At 47.0% G+C, this 16,309-nt stretch carries 11 protein-coding genes; 1 reads left to right on the top strand and 10 read right to left on the bottom strand.

Going from position 1 to position 16,309, the window contains the following annotated elements; translation table 11 throughout:
• The first annotated feature begins 200 nt into the window (after window positions 1–200).
• Window positions 201–491 (top strand): MliC family protein, encoded by a 291-nt coding sequence (locus LRP50_RS13745; protein ID WP_274165030.1) that lies wholly within the window; start codon window positions 201–203, stop codon window positions 489–491.
• Window positions 492–636: 145 nt separating this feature from the next.
• On the opposite strand, the gene LRP50_RS13740 is transcribed toward LRP50_RS13745, so the two are convergent.
• The 10 genes from LRP50_RS13740 to LRP50_RS13695 form a co-directional block, all read right to left on the bottom strand.
• Entirely contained in the window at window positions 637–3,210 is a 2,574-nt protein-coding gene (locus tag LRP50_RS13740) for a family 20 glycosylhydrolase (RefSeq protein WP_274165029.1), read from the bottom strand.
• Between the two features lie 553 nt (window positions 3,211–3,763).
• Window positions 3,764–5,176 (bottom strand): phosphoglucomutase/phosphomannomutase family protein, encoded by a 1,413-nt coding sequence (locus LRP50_RS13735; protein ID WP_274165028.1) that lies wholly within the window; start codon window positions 5,174–5,176, stop codon window positions 3,764–3,766.
• Window positions 5,177–5,236: 60 nt separating this feature from the next.
• Window positions 5,237–7,642: a glycoside hydrolase family 94 protein gene (locus tag LRP50_RS13730; RefSeq protein ID WP_274165027.1), complete on the bottom strand. Its 2,406-nt coding sequence runs from the start codon at window positions 7,640–7,642 to the stop codon at window positions 5,237–5,239.
• A gap of 38 nt (window positions 7,643–7,680) precedes the next feature.
• Window positions 7,681–9,597, bottom strand: coding sequence for a beta-N-acetylhexosaminidase (locus LRP50_RS13725; protein ID WP_274165026.1), 1,917 nt, complete (start codon window positions 9,595–9,597; stop codon window positions 7,681–7,683).
• A gap of 3 nt (window positions 9,598–9,600) precedes the next feature.
• Window positions 9,601–10,479 (bottom strand): glucosamine kinase nucleotide-binding domain-containing protein, encoded by an 879-nt coding sequence (locus LRP50_RS13720; protein ID WP_274165025.1) that lies wholly within the window; start codon window positions 10,477–10,479, stop codon window positions 9,601–9,603.
• Window positions 10,472–12,175, bottom strand: a complete 1,704-nt coding sequence (locus tag LRP50_RS13715; protein ID WP_274165024.1) for a glycoside hydrolase family 9 protein — start codon at window positions 12,173–12,175, stop codon at window positions 10,472–10,474. Before LRP50_RS13715 ends, LRP50_RS13720 begins: the two co-directional genes overlap by 8 nt.
• A gap of 30 nt (window positions 12,176–12,205) precedes the next feature.
• Window positions 12,206–13,195, bottom strand: coding sequence for an ABC transporter ATP-binding protein (locus LRP50_RS13710; protein WP_274165023.1), 990 nt, complete (start codon window positions 13,193–13,195; stop codon window positions 12,206–12,208).
• Window positions 13,196–13,225: 30 nt separating this feature from the next.
• Window positions 13,226–14,191: an ABC transporter ATP-binding protein gene (locus LRP50_RS13705; protein ID WP_274165022.1), complete on the bottom strand. Its 966-nt coding sequence runs from the start codon at window positions 14,189–14,191 to the stop codon at window positions 13,226–13,228.
• Window positions 14,191–15,219 carry an ABC transporter permease gene (locus LRP50_RS13700; protein ID WP_274165021.1) on the bottom strand — a complete coding sequence of 343 codons (1,029 nt, stop codon included), beginning with the start codon at window positions 15,217–15,219 and terminating at the stop codon, window positions 14,191–14,193. Before LRP50_RS13700 ends, LRP50_RS13705 begins: the two co-directional genes overlap by 1 nt.
• A gap of 2 nt (window positions 15,220–15,221) precedes the next feature.
• Entirely contained in the window at window positions 15,222–16,208 is a 987-nt protein-coding gene (locus tag LRP50_RS13695) for an ABC transporter permease (RefSeq protein ID WP_274165020.1), read from the bottom strand.
• Between the last annotated feature and the right edge of the window lie 101 nt (window positions 16,209–16,309).

The raw sequence follows: 16,309 nt of genomic DNA, 5'->3' as shown, positions 1-16,309 counted from the left end.
TACGGTCAGGGCTTTTTTGCGTTTGCGTGAAAATAGATCACCATAAATGAATGGTTTGAATATCATGTATTCGCAAGGTCAATGCCACTAATTATTATTACTACTGTACTTCGTAAAGTTGCTTGCACTGTGATCATTCAGACAGTCAACTATTGAGTAGCGTGAAATGATATTGATGAAATTATTCTTGAGGGGGTTACATGAAGAAACTGTTTAGTATCTTGCTAGTTTCGCTTTTCGTAACTGCTTGCAGTTCATCACTACCACATCAGTATGCATGTGAAGGAGAGCAAACCTTTGATGCAATGGTGACGTCAGATTCGGCAGTTGTGCGTTTTAATGACGAAGAGTTATTTCTTCCGCGGATTCGATCTGCATCCGGTGCACAATGGGAGTCTGAAGATAAGCTGTTTGGGCTTTATACCAAAGCTGATGAAGCTATGTTGGTGTGGGGTGACAGTACGTTACGAGAGTGCGTATTGGTTAAATGAGTATTTTCATTAGCCCAAATAGTATTTTGGGGCGGTGAGCGGGAGTGATCACCGCGAAATATTAAACATTTAGAATGTATGCCTAGTTTTATTTTGGTTTAAAGCCCTAATCATATGACTAGGGCTTTATAAGCTCGATTGTTGCCTATTTGACCATCGATGCTCGGCTAGATCTTTCACCGGATACGGTGCGGATAAGCGCATTTGAGGTTGAAGGTGCTTGCGCAGCGTCATAAGCATGCCAGCTTTGACCATTGTCTACAGAGTATTCGATCGCAAGGCCAGGGAAGGCACTGTTTGCTTTCAGTACGCCAGCTTCAATGATCCCGCCAGGAACTGGCAGGTTAAAAGCAATGCCATTGGCTTCAAGGTTAGGCATGACGTTTTGAGCAACTAAGTTAGCAAACTTGTTATAGTCTGATGTTCGGGCTGCGTCATCAACTACCTTATCTCCTGTATCATGCGCTTCCCAAGATGCGGTGTGCCAAGCACGCTCAGCCAACGCAATAGCTCGTGGGAATGTCATTCCTTCAAATTGTGCTTCCGTTCGAATGGTTTCAGTCCATACCGAGCCTTGAAGGCCAAGTACGTTTTCAGGACGTTCTAGCGTTTTTACACCCGCGGCATTTAACACTTCTTCTTTGGTGATTGGCGCTCCTGCACGGGTAAAGTCTGCATTGGCGTACAGGTCATCAGGCATGAAGCCAAATGACTTACGTGTATCGGTAAAGCGGGGAGCCCAGTAGTAGCCACGCTCTTCTGGATCGGGCTCGTAAGGGTGGTCAAAGTAGAAATGCGTAGCTTGGTTGTAAATGACGCCATAGCCATTGTTCGCAAGGTTATAGGCTCGATCAGCTACGCCCCATTCCCAAATATTTTGCCACGCGTTGCCGCTGACTTTTGTATTGGCAACTTCGCCACGTGGGTAAACGACGTTGTTATGCATCAGGCCGTCTTCCCAGCCACCGAGGTCAAGGTTGTGATTGGCGGTGATGACAGAGATTCGCTCAACGAAGTACTGGCTGAGTTCATCGACCGTTTTAATACCGGCGCTATTGTTTGCTAGGAAAGCCTTACAAATCGGCGAGTCTGTCCATGCACCTGCAATTTCATCACCACCGAAATGAAATGTTTTTAGTGGCTGAATGTCTTGGTGTAGTTGAACCAGAGAGCTTACGACGGTATCAACAAAGTTGTAGGTTGAGTCCATACAAACGTTCATTGCATTGTCCGTGAACATTTGCACTGACAGGTACTCTGTCGTGTCATCTGGATCGCTCAACAGGTATTCGTTGGCTGCAACCATATCGCCTTGTGCTGCGAGCTTTTCATATCGCGCTTCCATGGCTTTAATAGCGGCATGTGCATGACCGGGCATGTCCACTTCAGGGATCACTTCAATGTTCAGGGCATTTGCAGCTTCAAGAATCTCTTTGTAGTCAGCTTGGGTGTAGTAGCCGTTTGACTCAGTAGTGCCGTCAGGACCCGCACCGAGGAATGGTAATACACATGTTGTTTCGCTTAGATCATGACAACGCTGAGAGCCAATATCCGCCAATTCTGGCAAGGCCGGAATTTCGATACGCCATGCTTCATCGTCACTTAAGCGAAGGTGCAGTTTGTTGAGTTTGACGGTAGCCATTTGGTCAAGCAACTCAAGGATAGAGTCTTTCGTTCTGAAGTTTCTTGCTGCATCTATCGAAAGCCCACGATACGCAAAACGTGGTGCATCCGAGATGTTAACCTCAGGAATGACATTGCCGTCGGTTAGCTGAAGAAGCGATTGCGCGGCATACAAAGCACCGGCTGGGTCAGCGGCATTAATGTCTACTCTTTCTGCCGAAGGCGATACAGTTAGGCTGTATGCTTCGTCCCACTTTGGTTGACCATCAATGCTGACTTGTCCCCAACCTATATGAATGACTTTAGATTGATTAGGCGCCCAAGGAACGGCTGTTAACCCAAATTGCTTGGCGATAAACTCGGCCTGACTTTGGTAACCATTGTCAAAAACCACAACCCAAGATGAATCAATGGTAATGTCGCTGTCACCCAAGACAATAGAGGCTGGCGTAGGAATAACCCCCTTCGCGTTTGCTAATTCGCTTAAGTCGCTGTTTCTGGCATAGCGATCAGCTGCAGTAAACGGGTCATAAAAATCTGTAATGCTACCGCCATAACGTTTCCATTTTAGCTCGCTGTCAAAATCTGCCACGAACGGGAGTTCTTCTCCGGGTTTAGTCGGCACTTTTCCATCGATGTTATTGCTAGTGCTCGCAATCAATGCAGTCTCACCGCTGTCAGACACTAGGTACCAGTTAGGCATGATGTCTGTTTTAGCGATTTGCCAGAACTCTGATTCGAACTCAATGGTCAGTGTCTTGCCTGGCTCCAGTGCGTTAAAGCTATCAGTAGGTTCAATTTTGAAGATATCTCCATTCACGTGAGAGACAGTCAGGCCGCTGTTTGTTAGTGGCTGCATCATGCGAATATGACTGAAGTAGATAGCCCACCCAGTGGCAGGTAATGCCGTTGAACTCCCATTTTGTAGCGTGATTTCGCCTTTAAACGTACGCCATTCATTTTGTTGGTTGTCTAAAACCGCGTACGTCAGATCGATTCCGTCACCCAACTGTGATAATGCTTGGGAGGAAATAGCATAGCTTGGTGACGCCAATGCACCTGAAATGGCTGTGGCGAGTAAAACGCGTTTCAACATCTGTAGCTCCTTAAATTCACTCTTCAAAATAAATCACTTGAAGCGTAGGATCTGAGGCTGTTGATAAATTACGCATTGAAATATCGAGCTTAGTTAATGGGATGCAAATCTTGTCGGCTTGTGAAATCGTAGTGTTGTTAAGGCGATAACTTCGAGGTATCTATCGTTATTGGGTGCGTTGGTTTTGATGTGTAGGATGGATTAGGTTTACAAATCGCAGTGAAAAATTAACAAACACAACTGAATAAGTGCCTGAATAATTAGGCTAGTGACCACGGTGGATTTAATGCTTTTTGCTGGATTGTAGATACGTATCGCCGTTCTGGTTCTCATGCGGAATCTGATGACAAACAGTTCGAATTTTGTCGTTAATTCAATGAAGAGGTAGCTGGCCGAGAACAGATAATGCAAGTGCTTCTAGCCTAAATAAGTATTTGTCAGTAGCGGTCAATGAAAAAAGGGTAGCAACGCTACCCTTTTTGAACAGTAATGCCCAAATGGCTGAACTGTCATCTAATCCACTCTCATGGATTCAACTGTTCGATGTGATGGGTTATACGTATAGAAAATCTTTGATCTGTCTAACTAACGCTTCCGCGGTTTCTTTGTCTTCCCACTCTACGAAGATACGCAGGAGTGGTTCAGTGCCTGAGAATCGAGCTAGCGCCCAGCCACCGTTTTTAAAGTAGACTTTTAAGCCATCAGCGTAGCTTACTTTTTCTATTTCATAAGCAAACTCTGGTAACTCTTTGTCGACATAGATTCGGTTGTAAAGGCTATCGCGTTGAGATGCCTTGAACGTGCAATCACCCTCAGCGGTATAGGCATAGCCATATTTACCGTAGATCTCATCAAGCATTTCAGACAATTTCTTGCCAGTGACACTGATCATCTCAACCAATAGGCTTGACGCGAATACGCCATCTTTGCCTTTGATATGACCGCGGATAGTTAGACCACCAGAGCTTTCACCGCCGATTAGAGAGTCATCTGCTTCCATCTGAGAACTGATGTGTTTGAAGCCAACAGGAACTTCAAAGCTATCCTCATCATGATCGGCAGCAACTTTATCAAGCAGGTGTGTAGTAGCGATGTTACGAACAACAGAGCCTTTTAAGCCCTTGTATTCCAACATGTAGTAATAGAGAAGCAGCAATACTTCGTTCGGATGAATGAAGTTGCCTTTTTCATCAATGATGCCCAGACGGTCAGCATCACCATCAGTACCGATACCAATGTCATAGCCTTCGTCAGCAACCATGTGCTTCAAGCGGTAAAGTGTTGCAGCGTTTGGTGAAGGCATGGTGCCACCAAACCCTGGGTTTTCGCCATCGTTGATCACGTCAACGTCACAACGGCCAGAAATCAGCACAGTTTGCAGAGCGTTTTTTGCAACACCGAACATTGGGTCGATCAGTACGCGAAGATTCGCTGCTTTAATCGCTTCCATATCAATGAAATCAATGATCGAATCTACGAATTCGTTCATAGGATTGATGATTTTAACCAGCCCTTGATTTTGCGCGTCTTCGAAATCTATCGATTTCACATCAGTCGCTTTTAGCTTGCTGACTTGCTCTTCGATTTTTGCAGTAATGATCTCATCTGCGTCACGACCGCCTTGGATAAAGACTTTAATGCCGTTGTAATCCGCTGGGTTGTGGGAGGCAGTGATACACGCTGAGTAATGCGTTTCCATCTGCTTCGCTTTGAACATGACGATAGGCGTTGGCACGTATTTGTCGATGAAGCTGACGGTGATGCCATTTGCAGCTAGCACTTCTGCAAACCATGCAGCTGCTTTATCTGATAGAAAACGACGGTCGTAACCAATCACAAAGCCTGGCTCACAAGCGTTTTCGTTGATCATTATATTGGCAAGAGATTGTGCCACTAAGCGTACGTTGTCTTTGGTGAACTCTTCACCAATGAAGGCTCGCCATCCGCCAGTACCGAATTGAATCATGGTAGAGCTCCTTTCTAAACAGCAATAAAAAGGGAGGGCAAAGTGCCCTCCCTTTTTTTATTAACCCATTACAACGTTAACAACGTTCACTGAGCCTTCAGCTTGCGCTGGAATCGCACCAGTGATGACTTCACCGTTCAAGGTGATAGTTTTCACGCCTTTGCTTACGCTATTCGGGTTTTCTACCTTGATTTGGTAAGTCGCACCACGCCATTCGCGGTTCACTTCAAATCCTGGCCATTCAGTAGGAATACATGGGTTAACAGTCAGGCCATCGAAGCCCACTTGTACGCCTAGAATGAAGTTGGTTACTGCGAAGTAAGCCCAACCTGATGTACCTGTTAGCCAAGGGTGGTTTGCACGACCATGGTTTTCGTGGTCACGACCCATGATGAACTGAACGTATGAATAGGGTTCAGCGACACGCTTTTCGATCATGTCGTTTTGATTGTACGGGTTTAGTGCATCATAGAACTTCATTGCACGGTCACCGCGACCTAGTTTCGCTTCGGCAACCCAAGCCCATGGGTTTGGATGCGAGAAGATTGCGCCGTTTTCTTTCACGCCTTGGTAAACGCGGGTAACGAAACCGATGTCATCGTTTGGTGTTGAGAACGACGGCGAGTTTAGGTGCAATCCGTATTCAGAGAACAAGTTCTCATCAACAGCGTCCATGGCTTTTTCGCCACGGTCTTGCGATGCCATACCAGAAAGAACTGCCAATGTGTTCGACTCAAGGTGAATACGACCTTCAGTTTGTTGAGCTGTACCGATCTTGTCGCCGTCTTTGGTTAGACCACGGATGTACCAGCCACCTTCGTCATCCCAAAGGTGTTTCTCACATGCTTCGCGTACGTTCGCTGCCATTTCAGTGTATGCCTGAACATCTGCATCCTGGCCTTTGTGCTTCGCTAGGGTAATGAATTCTTGCAGTGCCCAGAAGTGCAGGAATGAAACCATTGATGACTCACCGCCACCTAGGTTTAGACAGTCATTCCAGTCTGCGCGTAGACCTTTACAGATACCGGTTTGACCTACGTATTCTGCCGAGAAGTTCAATGCTGCTTTCATGTGCTCGTAAACGGTAGCGTTGCCGCCGTCAGCATATGGGATCACTTCATCGAGGAAGCTTTCTTCACCCGTTTCAGTCACATACTTGATGATGGTCGGCACGATCCATAGGTGATCATCTGAACAAGTGTCATCGATACCGTGGATTTTGTCTTCATCACTTGGCGTTGGAACAACGGTTGGCGATTTAGACGGTTTAACGTCAGCTTTAGCTGGATCAAACCAATCTGGATCGAATAGGTGTAGACCGTAACCTGCTTTCACTTGACCGCGCAGCAGATCGACAAGACGTTTACGTGTCATTTCAGGATTTGAGTGTGGAACAGAAATAGCATCTTGTGCCGTGTCACGGTAGCCAAGACCAGTACGACCACCCACTTCAATGAAAGAGGCAAAACGTGACCAAACCACACACGTTTCAGCTTGGTAAAGAGTCCAAGCATTGATCATGGTGTCTAGGCCTTCATTTGGTGACTTCACTTGGAACTTGTTACAACGCGATTCCCAATGACCTTTGATGTCTGCAAATGCTGCATCAACGTTGGCGAAGTCTTGGTACTTAGTACGTAGGCGCTGACCTTCACCTTTACCGATACCTAGAATGAATACGAAGCGAACTTCTTCACCTGGTTGGATAACGAACTGTTTGTGCAAAGAACCACAATGGTTGTAGCAAGTTTGAACATGGTTAGAACAGCGACCCTTTTCAACAGCAATTGGGTTTGCTTCATCGCGGTACATACCAAGGAAGCTGTCGCGTTGACCATCAAAGCTATCAGGATCGAAGCTTGATGCCATGTAATAGAAACCTTCGTAATCATTGGTGTTGTAGTACAAGTCGTACTCAAGAACGCCATCATTGTATGATGTGCCCGCTGAGTAGAGGCTCATTTGGTGGTTCTGATTATCAGACTGAATATGGCTGAAAGAGAACTCAACGAACGAGAATGCACTGATGGTGCGAGGTTTGTCGCCATCGTTCTTTAGCTTCACATCCCAAACTTGGGCGTCTTCACCTTTTGGTACAAACAGTGTTTTCTCAGCAGTGATGCCATTGTACTCACACTTGAACTTAGAGTAAGACAGGCCATGACGAACTTCGTACGACGCTTCTTCAAGGCTTTTTGCCACAGGTTGCCAAGAGATTGACCAGTAATCACCTGTTTCATCGTCACGCAGATATACGTAGTGTCCAGGACGGTCAAATGTGCCGTTTGGACGGAATTTAGTGACACGATTGTATTCAGGACTGTTGTAGAACGAATAGCCACCTGCGTTATGTGAAATCACGGTACAGAATTTTTCTGTACCTAAGTAGTTCGTCCATGGCGCCGGTACGTCAGGGCGGGTAATGACATATTCTCGGTTATCATTATCAAAATAGCCGTATTTCATGGAATGTTTCCTCTACAAATCTCAAAAAATTAAAGTTATTACCGACGATAGTTGATACCTAGACGATCTAGGTATTGCAGTTGTCCGCTAAGACGGGCTTGAAAGTCTGCCCAATCTCTTTGTTCCTTGGCGCTCCAGCACACCTCTGCAATCGCTAGAAGGCGAGGGAAGATCATGTACTCAAAGCGGCTTTGGGTGTTTGTCACTTCGCACCAAAGTGCGCATTGAATGCCTTTGATTTTTTCAAACTCACTGGGAGTGACGTCTGAGTTAGCAAAGGGTTCGTAGTGATAGGCTTTTTCAAGTGGTACTTTGCACGCCCAATCTGTTCCCGGTTCATCCGTAGAAAAGTCTTGAGCCATATCGAGATACGTTTCTTGTCCTGGTTGTAGAACGACGTTGTAGCCATTGCGAATACATTCAATGCCTGACTGTTCACTAACCCAAGAGAAGATGACGGTGTCCTTGCTGACCTTGTCGCCAAATACCGCTTCTTCCCAACCAAACATTTGTTTCCCTTTGGTGCTTAAGAAGTTTTCGGCATGGCGCAATATGTGGCCTTGCAGTTCTTTGGTATCGGTGTAGCCACATGCTTTCATCAATGCTTGGCATGAAGGACTGTCCGTCCAGACATTTTCGGGAACTTCATCGGCACCGATATGAACAAATGGGCCAGGGAATAGCTCGCAAACTTCCGCTAATACGGTTTCTAGGAAGGTGTAAGTCCCTTTTAGCCCAGGGTTCAATACGTTATCTGTGTAGTTTTGAATACTGCGATAAGCTGAAGCATCTGCATCTTCTACCAACATATGAGGTAGCGACTTGATGGCAGCACGGCAGTGACCTGGAATATCGATTTCAGGGATCACTGTGATGCCACGCTGAGCGGCATACGCTACAACGTCTCGGATTTCATCTTTGGTGTAGAACCCACCATGGATTTTTGACAGCGATGTGTATTGCGGTTCCAATGTTTCAAAAGGTCCACGCCAAGCACCGATCTCCGTAAGCTCAGGAAATGCATCAATTTGGATACGCCAGCCTTCGTCGTCGGTCAAGTGCCAATGGAAGTGGTTAAACTTGTAACGAGCCAATTGATTGATGAGATCTTTGACTCGGCGCACTGGGTGGAAGTGGCGAGCACAATCCAACATCATGCTGCGATAGCCAAAACGCGGGTGATCTTCAATCTCAACACACGGCAAGGTATAGGCCGCGTGGTGGCGATGGGACACTTGGGTTGGAATCAATTGCAGTACTGTTGCGACACCATGTGAAAAACCACACTCATCCGATGCACTGATAGTGATACCTTGTGGCTTCACACTTACTCTGTAGTGGGAGGGTGCTAGCTTTGTGTCCTGTTTAAGACGAATTTCCCCGTTCTTTTTCACGGTAACATCACTGCGTAAATGAGCAGAGAGCTCTTGAGCTAGCCATGTTGCGGCGAGCTGGCTGGCATCACTGTCACTAACAACAGCACACTCGTCGGTAAGCGCGAATTGTCCCTGCGTCACGACTAATGCTTTTGGCTGGGGGATCAAGTTGATCGCTTTTGGCTCTGGCAGTGTTAGCGGCGTGCGTTCTGGCGATTGCACCCCTAAGTTGATGAGTGTTGTTTCCACCGGTGTTGCTGTGATGCCTTGATCTGTGGTGATCATCAAACACGCGTCGCCAATCCCTTCATCGTGCATAGTAAAAGGTTTAGTGGTGTGGCTGAACTCGAGATACAAATGGTCATTCGCATTAAGTGGAGCGCCCGTTTCAAAGACGCATAGGCTACCCACCTGCTTCAATGTGCCATGAGAGACACTCGTAGGAATGACGTATCGGCTGACACTAAAAGTGAGTTGCCAATTTTCAATGTTATATTCAGACAAATTGTGCAGTACGAGCGCAAAGCGGCTCTCGTTTGGCTGAACGTCGATAACATTGAGATCTAAGCGAAAGTTCATGGCTTACCTCGGAAACGGATAAAGATTGTGGTCGCCGTAGGCCATCAAAATGGCTCCGGTCATGGCATCCGCCTTGGGTTGAACCAACAAAGCTTGAGTAGCAGGTGTTAACCAGGGAACGATACGTTCACCGATGCTGCCCATGAGTGCGACTTGTGAGGCGCCTTTTCGGTTTAGACCGAGAATCAAGCGTTCAACATCGTCGGCAGAGCCTTGCAGTAACTCCATGGCAAGTTCATCTCGCTGCATTGCCATTTCGAAAATGGTAGGGCAGAACTGTCCGTAGTCACGCGGTTTAGCTGTCTTAGACCAGCTAACAATGGCATCGAGATTGTGGTCAAAGTGAGCGAGCACATGCTGAGACAAAGCAGACGTTGGTCGCAGCCCATCATGCGCAAGCAATGTTTGTTGAATAAGGCGAAGACCCATGACGGCACCACCACCTTGATCGGAAATAGGAAACTCGCGGCCACCCAGAACATGCTGTTGACCGTTTTCAATATAGATTCCCACCGAGCCTGTACCGGCAATGACAATGGCACCGTTTTCACCGCTAAACGCACCCATACAAGCCCCGTAACCGTCAGTGTTCAGGGTGACGTGCTGATAAGGATGAGGGAGCGCCATAAAGGCCAGCCATGCAGACTTTTGCTCTGCAGCCGCCAACGCCATCCCAACTGATAGGGTTGATAAATCAGCAATGCCAGCTTGTTCAGCAGCCAAAGCTATCGCGGTTTGGATGTTTTCCATAGCAAGTTCAACACCCAAAAGGATGTTGGCAGAACCTGTTTTGGCCTCACCCAGAAGTTGACCATTTTCATCGACGATGCGGGCACGACAAGAAGTACCACCCCCATCGACACCACAGAAATACTTAGGCATCAACGAGGTCCTTCTTTTGCATAGCGATGGCGAGTAGGTACCAAGCGGCATGTGGGATCCACTGTTCTCCCCAACGCCAGTTTTGTAGCATGTCATCCTTTTGGCCTTGAGGATTGAACGCGATATCTCGCTCATTCTCGAAGCCTGCAGTAATGCCATTACAAACGCCGCCTTTTGCGTTGATGAAGCCAAGGTGAGGCAAATAGTCAGGGTTGTTTCGGCCGTGGCCATCAAGCATGCACATATCGTATGGGTTGAGACCCAAAATCCAGTTAAGTGCTTGCTGACCATACTGACGTAGTTGTTTTTTTAGTTCGGTATCAGAGACCACGTTAGTCGCCATATATGCCATGGTCGCAAGAGAGCCTAAACGGGCATTCTCTCCCTGCCACCAATAACCAGTTTCATTGCGCTGAGCGATGAAAAAGCTTGTTCGCTTATCAGCATCAATGTTCTTAATGTATTGGCGCGGATAGCCGAAAGGGTTGTTGACCTCATTGGTAATGCTTAATTCGAAATTAATTGCATTAACAAGCACTTGTTGAAATTTGTCTTTTAGAACGATATCCGACTCAATGGTCAAATATTGCATTAGCGCGATCGCAGGTAATCCGGCTTCTGCAGCATGAAAGTAAGGGCGAGAACCATCACCATTTGCAGACCAATAATTGGAAACTTGCTCATCACTCTGTTGCTGCTCGGATAGGCGAGCAGCCCAATAACGCGCTTCTTCAAGGTAGGTTGCGTTCTTGGTCAGCTTAAATAGCTCAGTCGCTGCGAGCAATGCGCAGTAGAAATCGATGGTGTTCTCACATCCATCATCCAAATAGGCTGCATTGTTTTCTTTAAGGTGCAGGTAACCTGCCTCTGCTGTTGATTGGTAGGTGGCAACATCAAAATCACCACTAATACCTAAACGTGCTGCTGCAGCTAGCGATGCGATAGCAACGCCCGCGCCTTGGCGAAAACCTGCTTGATACGCTGAAGTTTTGTTACCTAGCTGTGTTTCATAAGCGCAAATTTCGCGCTGTGCTGTGTCTTTGCTCCATTTGTCGAACACGGTGAGATAAAAATATCCGTCGGCATCGTGCATGCGAACAAGAAAATCTGCGCCGAATAAGGCTTCATCATGCAATCGTGTTTGAGTAAATGGGATTATTTCGGAAGACAATGTGTCGATAGATGTCAGCATATTCCAAACAACCATGGGAATTTGCTGCGGGTTTAGGTAGTTACCATATGAAAGGTGGCTGAAGTATTTACTGACGTCACCGGACGCATCATACCATCCGCCACGAACATCAACACGACGCTCAGAGCCTAAGATAGGAGCTTGACGATCGTATTGATCAAAAGTGCCTGTACAACGCTGGGATTTAAAGTAGTGGATCACATCGGAAAACGTACGATCGAAAAGAATACCGTCCGCGATCGTGAAGGCAGGAGATTGAGTATCTCCGACCTTGATGTGGAATTCACCGCTCTGTTCCAGAGCGGTAAAATCCAACTGATAAACGTCGCCGGTATGCCATTGGTCTACAGAACCACAAGCACAAACAGGCAGCTGCATCACGGATTGACCTGTTTGGTCATCCACAATATCGGCATGTGTCGTGATGACATCCTGCGTTGCAAGAATAAGCGCTACTTTATTGCCTAAGCGCTCATAGCCGATATGGTTGGTCAACAGCTGCATTTTACCTCCTAAAACGTGTACTCGAATAAATTATTCGTACAGATAACAGCGCACATAGTGGTTGTCTGCCAGCTTAGTAACGCTTGGCAATTTCTCACGGCATTTTTCTGTCGCATGTAGGCATCGACCTGCAAACGGACAGCCAGCGGAGTCAGGCGTCCAAAGTGGGATTTCCCCTTTGTTACCTTCCAGTTGCTGGTGGATCGACTTAGATGGATCTGGCACCGCTGAGACAAGAAGTCTTGTGTAAGGGTGTTGAGGACGGTGAATGATCTCTTCACAGTCGCCCCACTCAACCATGTGGCCCACGTACATAACAGCAAGATCTTCCGCGATGTAACGTGCGGTGGCGATGTCGTGTGTGATGTAAAGCAGTGCCATCTCTTTCTCGAACTTCATTTCTTCCATCAGGTTAAGTACACCTGCACGGATAGAAACGTCGAGCATGGAGGTTGGTTCGTCAGCCAATACCACTTCTGCGCCAACCGCTAGGTTACGTGCAAGGTTTACACGCTGACGCTGACCACCAGAAAGCTGGTGAGGGTATTTTTGTGCCGTTTCTTTTGGCGGTGTTAGACCAACTTGATTAAGCAGGTCATACACTTGTTCTTCTAGTTCTTTCGGATTGCTGCTCGCTTTTTTGTGGATCTTTAGCGGGCGTTCAATATGGTGAAAGATATTCTGCGTTGGGTTCAAAGAACCAAACGGGTCTTGCCAAACCATCTGGATGCCTTCGCGATAGGTCATCAGATCGCGGCTTTTTGTAATGGTGCTGATGTCGCGACCTTTGTACTCAATGCTTCCTGATGTTGGCGCATACATCTTCGCTATCATTTTTGCTGTGGTCGATTTACCGGAACCGGATTCACCAACCACAGATAGACCGCGGCTTTTATACAGTTTGAATGACACATCATTCAGTGCGCGCATCAAAGGCTTGTTTAGCGCGTTGCTGCTAATCGGGAAATCCTTTACTAGGTTTTTCCCTTCAACAATTGGTTGGCCTAATTCTTTAGTCATGCTCACTCCTACAAGTCGCAAATAGCCGAATTACTTACCTGTGAACAGGTGGCAGTTGGTGTAACGGGTCGGCTCGATTTGAGTCAAAGTGTTTGCTACGTTGAAACACTTGTCCGTCGCTTTGCTACAGCGAGCTTGGAAGCGACAACCTTGCGGTATTTCTAGCAGGTTCAATGGATTACCTGGAATACCTTTTAGGTGAGTTTTCGGACCGGTAAGTGCAGGGAAGGAGCTAGCCAGACCCTCGGTATATGGATGATATGGCGTTTTTAGGATCTCTTTTGACGGAGCCACTTCAATCAACTGACCGGCATACATGATGCCGATACGGTCGGTGAACTCGACCATCAATGATAAGTCATGCGTGATGAACAGAATCGAGAAGCCAAACTCTTCTTTCAGTGCGTGGATCTTTTGAAGGATCTCGCGCTGTACCACCACGTCTAGAGCTGTTGTTGGCTCATCCATGATGATCATTTTAGGGTTCAGTGCCAAAGCAATTGCTATAACCAAACGCTGGCGCATACCACCAGAGAATTGGTGTGGGTAATCGCTTAAACGGCTCGGGTGAATATCAACGATTTCCAGCAGACCCTCTGCGCGGTTTTTTGCTTGAGTGCGGGTCATGTTGGTGTGGCGCATAATCACGTCACAAAATTGCTCTTCCATTGTAAGAACAGGGTTCAAGGCATTCATTGCAGACTGGAACACCATTGATACTTCTTTCCAGCGGAAGCGGCTCATGCGCTCGTCGCTGTATTTCATGATGTCTTCGCCGTTGAAGTAGACCTGGCCACCGCTGATATAGGCAGGCGGCTTATGAAGGCGCATCAGAGAGAATGCTACGGTCGACTTACCACAGCCTGACTCACCAGCCAGACCAAATACTTCGCCTTTACCAATATCGAAACTTACATCGTTTACCGCGCGGACATCGCCCGCATCGGTAATATAGTCAACACAAAGGTTGCGGATTGATAGTTGTGCATCACTCATTATTTTTCTCCGCTCAATACTGCAGTTTGTGGAACAACGTCAGCCTGTTCGCGGGCTTTCTTTTCGTCTTCCTGCACTTTCTTCCAACGCTTCATGCCTTTTTGTGCACGTAGCTGTGGGTTGGCAATTTCATCAACCGCGAAGTTAACCAAAGCCAGTGACAATGAAAGTAGTGTTAGAGCAATACATGGTGCTAATACTTCCCACCAAATACCGAGCTGCATGGCTGATGAAGTACGTACGTTGTAGAGCATGCTGCCCCAGCTGACGGTACTAGCACTACCCATACCAATGAAAGACAGTACGGATTCGGCAAGGATTGCATACATCACTGAGCCGATGAAGCTTGCGCCTACAAGTGGAATCAGGTTTGGTAAAATCTCAACAAACAGGATACGTAGCTTGGATTCGCCAAGTACTTCTGCTGCTTTCACAAATTCTTTTTCACGAATGGCTAAGGTTTGGGAGCGGATTACCCTGGCGCCCCATGCCCAGGAGGTAAACGCGATGACCAAGGCGATGGTCAGTGGGCCTGCCTGTCCCACAAATGCTGCGATAACCATGATGACGGGAAGCTGTGGTACAACGAGCATGACGTTCATCGCACCTGACAAGATGTTGTCGACTCTGCCGCCAAAGTAGCCTGCCGAGATACCCATGATGGTTGCAACGACACAGACGAAAATACCTGCAGTGAAGCCAACCATTAGAGAAGTACGTGCACCATATGCAACTTGTGCCCAGATATCACGACCCAAACGTGTAGTACCCAGTACGTGGTCCGCATCTTTTGAGATACGAAGACGACGTGCGTTGTCAGTGACGTTTTCAGCAATCCAGCCATCTGGGCTAGCTTGTGCCATTTTCACAAGCGCTGATGGATACTCATGCGGGTTACCTGTTCTTTTTTGAGGTTCATGTTTCGAAAGAACAGGAGCAAATAGTGCCATTAGAATGAAAGTCACAATCAGGATGACACCAAAGAGTGCTTTCGTGTTTCCGCGAATAATTTTGAAGATATCTTTCATGATTATTTGCCTCCCTTACGCAGACGTGGGTCAAGCAAAACAATGAGAATGTCAGCCAAGAAGTTAAAGAACAGCATGACTAGGGTCAGGATGATCAATAGCCCTTGAAGAACTTGGTAGTCACGTCCGTTTACGGCATTTAGCATCGTTGTGCCAAGGCCTGGATACTGGAAAATCATTTCTACAACTAGCTGACCACCAACGGCCATACCTAGCGCCATTGAAAGTGCAGTAACGGTTGGCAGCATTGCGTTGCGAGCTGCGTAGTTGAAGACAACACGGTTTTCTGAGAGGCCTTTGCCTTTTGCCATAGTGATGTAGTCTTCACTTAGCAAGTTGATCATGTTGTTACGCATGTTGATAAGGAAACCACCGATTTGAGCGACGGTTGCACAAATCAATGGGAGCACGGCATGGTAAAGAATGCCGGTGTATGTATCCCAGCTTGTCCAATCTAGAATTGCGCCTTCTGGCATACCGTATGATGTTGGGAACCATTTAAGGCTGATACCAAAAATAAACAGAACCATCATACCGATAACTACAGGGGGGACTGCTTGGAGTGCCATGAACCCTGGAGATACGAATGAATCGAATCGGCTGCCACGTCGCCAAGCTGCAAAGATACCGAGCACTGAGCCGATACAGAAAGCAAGAACAACAGAACTACCTGCCAAAAAGAGTGTCCAACCAAGAGATTTGGCGATCAGCTCGTTGACTGTCATGGGATAGAACGTGGTAGAAATCCCTAGTTCCCATGTGAAGATACTTTTCACATAAGTCAGGAACTGTATGTACATTGGACCGTCAACAAAGCCCAGTAGTTCGCGCATTGCGGCAATACGCTCTGGTGTTACTTGGACGCTCGCATTTGCGAACATCATGGTCACTGGGTCGCCAGGCATCGCTCGCGGTAAAATAAAGTTCAGCGTGATTGCGATAAGCAATGCGCCAAAATAAAACATTAATCTATTAAGAAAAAATCCCATAACTCACACCTTAAGTGGCACGACAAAGCCGTGACCAAAGAAATAGAAACTCCGAGGTCAAAAGTACTGATAGCCTATCTTTGGAAAGAGGCGGTGCGAAC

This window comes from Enterovibrio gelatinilyticus, from assembly GCF_028683095.1.
Lineage (GTDB): Bacteria > Pseudomonadota > Gammaproteobacteria > Enterobacterales > Vibrionaceae > Enterovibrio > Enterovibrio gelatinilyticus.
The sequence above is the reverse complement of the archived record's forward strand: the minus strand, read 5'-3'. Positions and strand labels throughout refer to the sequence as shown.